Origin of the sequence: Flavobacterium sp., from assembly GCF_036405015.1 — a bacterium.
Lineage (GTDB): Bacteria > Bacteroidota > Bacteroidia > Flavobacteriales > Flavobacteriaceae > Flavobacterium.
The window spans coordinates 1-5,277 of the sequence record NZ_DASWYK010000171.1 but is presented as its reverse complement, the minus strand read 5'-3'; the positions used below and the strand labels follow the sequence as shown (position 1 = coordinate 5,277).

The window sequence follows — 5,277 nt, the reverse complement described above, 5'->3', positions numbered from 1 at the left end:
AATCGACTGCAAAAATTTATACTGATGTAACCTTGCTTACCTGTCATCAGGGAATATTAAAAGATACATCCAAAATATTTGAGTTTTTCGATATCAATTACAGAGTTCACAGATACAAACATTTAATTGTATCGCCACATTATACCCGAACAAAGTTTATAAAACTAATTGACCGCGAAATTCTTCATGCTTTGGCTGGTAGGAAAACGCATATCAAATTAAAAATGAATAGTTTATCTGATTTTAAAATGATCGATAAATTATACGAAGCAAGTAATGCGGGAGTAAAAATCCAATTGCAGGTAAGAGGAATTTGTTCGTTAATTCCAGGAATTCCGGGAATGAGCGAAAACATTGAAGCTATTAGTATTGTCGATAATTATTTAGAGCATACAAGAGTTTACATTTTTGGAAATGCGGGTCTAACAGAAGTTTATATTTCATCGGCCGATTTTATGACAAGAAACTTAGATGGTAGAGTTGAGGTAACGTGTCCAATTTATGACCTTGAAATTAAAAAAGAATTAATCGATAATTTCAATATTGCCTGGAAAGGAAATGTAAAAGTAAGATATCATTCTTATAAATTGGATAATAAATATAAGCCGAAGAACCATCATGCTCCATTTAGAGCACAATTAGAAACCTATAAATATTATCAGAACAAAGTAGCGGCACTAGAAGAGGTTCCTCAAAAAGTAAATTAATAATTAATACCAATTACAAGTCATAAAGTGAGCATGATTAATATTAGGAAATTTGCAGCGATAGATATCGGATCGAATGCCATGAGGCTTTTGATCGCTAACGTTGTGGAACAAGAAGGTAAAGAACCGCAGTTTAATAAAAGTTCCCTTGTTCGTGTACCAATTCGTTTAGGACAAGATGCCTTTACAGTTGGAGAAATTTCACAAGAAAATATAGATCGAATGGTTGATGCAATGAAAGCATTCAATCTTTTGATGAAAGTACATAAAGTAGAACGTTATATGGCATTTGCAACTTCCGCAATGCGCGAAGCTTATAACGCAAAAGAAGTTGTGGCTTTAATTAAGAAAAAAGCCGATATTAAAATCGAAATTATCGACGGTAAAAAAGAAGCAGCTATTATTGCTTCTACAGATTTACATCATTTAATTAAATCAGATGAAACTTATTTGTTTGTCGATGTTGGTGGTGGAAGTACTGAATTTACATTGTTTTCTTCTGGAAAAATGGTTACTTCTAGGTCTTTCAAAGCAGGAACTGTCCGTTTATTGAATAATATGGTTCATGATGTGGTTTGGGACGAAATCGAAAAATGGATTAAAACCAATACTGCAGATTACGAAGAGGTAACTTTAATCGGATCTGGAGGAAACATCAATAAGTTGTTTAAAATGTCAGGAAAACAACAGGAAAAACCATTGTCGTATATTTATATCAATTCACAATATGCATTCTTAAATTCGTTGACTTATGAGCAAAGAATTGCCGAATTAGGTTTGAACTCAGACCGTGCCGACGTAATTATCCATGCAACTAGAATTTATCTAAATGCAATGAAATGGAGTGGAGCACGCCAAATTTACGTTCCTAAAATCGGACTTTCAGATGGTATTGTAAAAGCAATGTATTACGGTAAGATTTAATTTTTTGCTACGAATTTTACAAATCTCCAAGAATTATTTATTTTAATTTAAAGAGAAAATTCGTGGAGATTTGTGAAATTCTTGGCCAAAAAACAATAACTATGAAATCAATTTTTCAGTCTATTCAAGATTTTTCTGCTGATGAATTAGATCTTTTAGATGATTTAATAACTTTTCGTACACTGAAAAAAGGAGAACTTTTATTGACCGAAAATCAGGTTTGCAATGAAGTTGTATTTATAAAAAAAGGAATTTTGCGCTCCTTTTTTGTCAATCATAAAGGGGATGAAATCACCAATTGTTTTGCTTTTGAAAATGAATTTATGGCATCTTTTGCCAGTTTTATAACAGAAGAAAAAGCAGAAGAAAATATTCAGGCTTTAACTGAAACAGAATTACAGATTCTGGATCGAAAAGCTTTGGAAAAATTGTATAAATCAGGATTCAATTGGCAAGAAACTGGCCGAAAATTAACCGAAATAGAATTCGTAAACCTGCATAAAAGAATGGTTTCTTTTCAGAAATTGTCAGGAGCAGAGCGTTACGATGAATTATATCAGAATCATCAAAAATACATACAGTTAATTCCGTTACAGTATTTAGCTTCTTACTTAGGAATTACACCAAGACATTTAAGCCGAATTCGAAAAGCAATTGTCTAAAATTTTTGCTCTCGCAGATCTTTTTTCCAATTATCCTATTTGTTCAAATCTAGATTTGTTTTGTATTCTTTAATATGAGAATAAAATCTATGTTTCTATGTGTTTAAAATTCCCTTTTAGGACATTTGTCTAGTAAAAGAAAAAGCATGAATAGTATTTTTGGAAAAACATTGATATGAAAAAAATACTGATTATAAACGGACATCCTAACGCTGAAAGTTTCAATTTCGGAATTGCAGAATCTTATAAAAACGGTGCTCTCGCTTCTGGAGCTCAGGTCGAAACCATTGTAATTGCCGATTTGAAATTCAATCCAAATCTTCAGTTTGGTTATCAAAAAAGAACAGAATTAGAACCAGATTTACTTGAATCCTGGGAAAAAATTAAAAGAGCAGATCATTTAGTCTGGATTCATCCCGTTTGGTGGGGCGGACTTCCTGCTATTACCAAAGGTTTTATCGATCGTTTGTTTCTGCCTGGAATGGCATTTCAATACAGAGAAAATTCAGTTTGGTGGGATAAATTGCTCAAAGGAAAAACAGCACACATTATCACAACTTTAGATCAGCCAGGTTGGTATTATAGATTGTTTTTTGGAAGACCAAGTGTAAATCAATTGAAAAAATCGACTTTAGAATTCTGTGGAATAAAACCAGTAAAAGTCAGTTATGTCGGAATTATAAAAGGTTCAACTGAAGAGCAAAGAAAAAAATGGCTCGAAAAAGTATATGATTTCGGTCTCCGAAATAAATAAAAAATGACTACAAGTTTGGTTGAATTCAGAAAGAAATTCGTGACTATAAGAACAAAAAATTAATCTTTCAAATCCAATCCAAATGTAGAACGTAAAAGTTCAATGTTTGGATTGATTTCCATAAAACGATTATAACGATCCTGATTATTGTAGGTTTTTTTAGTTTCTGCCTGTTCGTTTACAATTACTTCAATCGTAATGTCGTGATTATGTAAATGTCCTTTTAAATGCCCTAATAATCCATTCATCTGACTTTCGAACTCTAGTTTTGATCCTTCGTTTGGAAGTTCGTAACTAATCGTTGTTCCGTTCAAAACAGGATCACTAATCAATAGAATCGATTCCATAATTCTAAGACCTTTTTGTCCTAAACGTTCTGCATATTTGTTCCAGTGAAGACGCATATCAGTTTCGTTAAATTCTTCGGTTGGTAAAATAGAAGAGGGTTTAACGTATGTTTTACTGCTGGCTTCCAATTCTTTTTTCTTGCGAATACTGGCAAGAGAAAAAGCAGAAACTTTTGGTGTGCCATCTGTTTCGGTTTTTGGAGGCTGTGGTGTTTGAACTTGTGGAGTTTGAACAGCTTTTTCTGGTTGAGAAGCAACAGTTTCAGTTTGAGTTACCGCTTGAGAGGTTTGATTCTCTGTTGCAGGAATGCTTTCACTTTTGGACTGTGAACTTTGGACTTCAACTATAGAATATCCACCATTTTTAAAATAAACGGGCGGAATTATGAATTGCTCAGCTTTTTTTTTTCTCCATCAAAGTTGATAGAGGCTAATTGCATCAAGCATAATTCAACTAAAAGGCGTTGATTCTGACTTAGTTTGTATTTTAAATCGCAGTCGTTTGCAATGTCAATTCCTTTTAATAAAAACTCTTGAGAGCATTTTTGAGATTGTGCTGCATACATTTGTTGCGCTTGTTCTCCAACTTCTAACAAAGCAATTGTAGAAGGCGTTTTGCTTACCAGTAAATCTCTAAAGTGAGACGCTAAACCAGCAATAAAGTGATGTCCGTCAAAACCTTTTGCCAGAATATCATTGTAAGCTAATAAAAGCTTCGGAATTTCATTTTCTAAAAGTAATTCGGTAATCGAAATATACGTTTCGTAATCTAAAACGTTCAAGTTTTCGGTTACAGCCTGACGTGTTAAATTAGTTCCACAGTATGAAACTACACGGTCAAAAATAGACAACGCATCACGCATCGCACCATCTGCTTTTTGGGCAATAATATGTAGCGCATCGTCTTCAAAATTGATTCCTTGACTTTCAGCAACATCAGCCAAATGTTCTTTGGCATCTTTTACTGTAATTCTTTTAAAATCAAAAATCTGACAGCGAGATAAAATCGTTGGAAGGATTTTGTGTTTTTCTGTTGTCGCTAAAATAAAAATAGCGTGTTTTGGCGGTTCTTCTAATGTTTTAAGAAAAGCATTAAAAGCAGCCGAAGACAACATGTGGACCTCGTCAATGATATATACTTTGTATTGCCCTGTTTGTGGTGGGATTCGAACCTGATCAATAAGGCTACGAATATCATCAACAGAGTTGTTCGAAGCAGCATCTAACTCAAAAACATTAAATGCGAAATCTTCTGTAGGATCATCATATCCAGGCTGATTTATTTTTCGAGCCAAAATACGAGCACAAGTCGTTTTTCCAACTCCACGTGGTCCTGTGAATAAAAGAGCAGAAGCCAAGTGATTGGTTTCAATAGCATTCAACAAAGTGTTGGTAATGGCTTTCTGTCCCACAACATCCTTAAAGGTCTGCGGGCGATATTTACGTGCCGATACTACAAATTGTTCCATATTCTTTTTTATTCGATAGCAAATATAGAGTATAATTTAATGATTTAAAAATTTAAAAATTGAAAGATTTTTAAGTGGCTGAATAGGAGAATGAAAAAAAAGTTTTCTGTTGAATATGAAAAAAAAGTAATAGTTTTATTGCAAACAAAATTTTTATATGGATATATACGAATATAGTTCTGATCTCAAAATTATGAGTGATAAATTAAATGGTATTAACTTAAAATATTTATTACGACAAGATTCATTAGGAAAGGAATCTTTGGCTAGATATGAGTCAGTTCTGCAACAGTTTAATGATAATTTAGTACAGATAATCTTGAACTTAGATTCATTTAGCTCTGGTACAATATCCGAAGTACATCATTTTTATCATGATTTGATTGAATTTTATTCAGAAATATTCAATTTAAA

Annotated in this window: 6 protein-coding genes and 1 pseudogene; 5 read left to right on the top strand and 2 right to left on the bottom strand. The window is 32.9% G+C overall.

Annotated elements, in window-relative coordinates; translation table 11 throughout:
- From VGE71_RS14145 to VGE71_RS14130, 4 genes and pseudogenes are all read left to right on the top strand, one after another.
- Positions 1–707: pseudogene (locus VGE71_RS14145) on the top strand (polyphosphate kinase 1); the annotation flags it as partial.
- Positions 708–740: 33 nt separating this feature from the next.
- Positions 741–1,631 (top strand): Ppx/GppA phosphatase family protein, encoded by an 891-nt coding sequence (locus tag VGE71_RS14140; protein ID WP_144219136.1) that lies wholly within the window; start codon positions 741–743, stop codon positions 1,629–1,631.
- Between the two features lie 101 nt (positions 1,632–1,732).
- Positions 1,733–2,293 (top strand): Crp/Fnr family transcriptional regulator, encoded by a 561-nt coding sequence (locus VGE71_RS14135; protein ID WP_331138916.1) that lies wholly within the window; start codon positions 1,733–1,735, stop codon positions 2,291–2,293.
- A gap of 175 nt (positions 2,294–2,468) precedes the next feature.
- Positions 2,469–3,047, top strand: coding sequence for an NAD(P)H-dependent oxidoreductase (locus VGE71_RS14130; RefSeq protein ID WP_331138915.1), 579 nt, complete (start codon positions 2,469–2,471; stop codon positions 3,045–3,047).
- 59 nt (positions 3,048–3,106) lie between these two features.
- Here the strand turns inward: VGE71_RS14130 and VGE71_RS14125 are convergent, their stop codons facing one another.
- Positions 3,107–3,523 (bottom strand): DNA polymerase III subunit gamma/tau, encoded by a 417-nt coding sequence (locus tag VGE71_RS14125; protein WP_144219836.1) that lies wholly within the window; start codon positions 3,521–3,523, stop codon positions 3,107–3,109.
- 254 nt (positions 3,524–3,777) lie between these two features.
- Positions 3,778–4,863, bottom strand: a complete 1,086-nt coding sequence (gene dnaX / locus VGE71_RS14120; RefSeq protein ID WP_257698210.1) for a DNA polymerase III subunit gamma/tau — start codon at positions 4,861–4,863, stop codon at positions 3,778–3,780.
- Positions 4,864–5,020: 157 nt separating this feature from the next.
- Here dnaX and VGE71_RS14115 point away from each other — a divergent pair.
- On the top strand, positions 5,021–5,277 hold a 257-nt coding region (locus tag VGE71_RS14115; protein WP_331138914.1), incomplete at its 3' end, for a hypothetical protein.

Coding starts and splice junctions, on each gene's coding strand:
- VGE71_RS14135 (WP_331138916.1), top strand. CDS start 1,733: ATGAAATCAATTTTTCAGTCTATTCAAGATTTTTCTGCTGATGAATTA.
- VGE71_RS14130 (WP_331138915.1), top strand. CDS start 2,469: ATGAAAAAAATACTGATTATAAACGGACATCCTAACGCTGAAAGTTTC.
- VGE71_RS14140 (WP_144219136.1), top strand. CDS start 741: ATGATTAATATTAGGAAATTTGCAGCGATAGATATCGGATCGAATGCC.
- dnaX (WP_257698210.1), bottom strand. CDS start 4,863: ATGGAACAATTTGTAGTATCGGCACGTAAATATCGCCCGCAGACCTTT.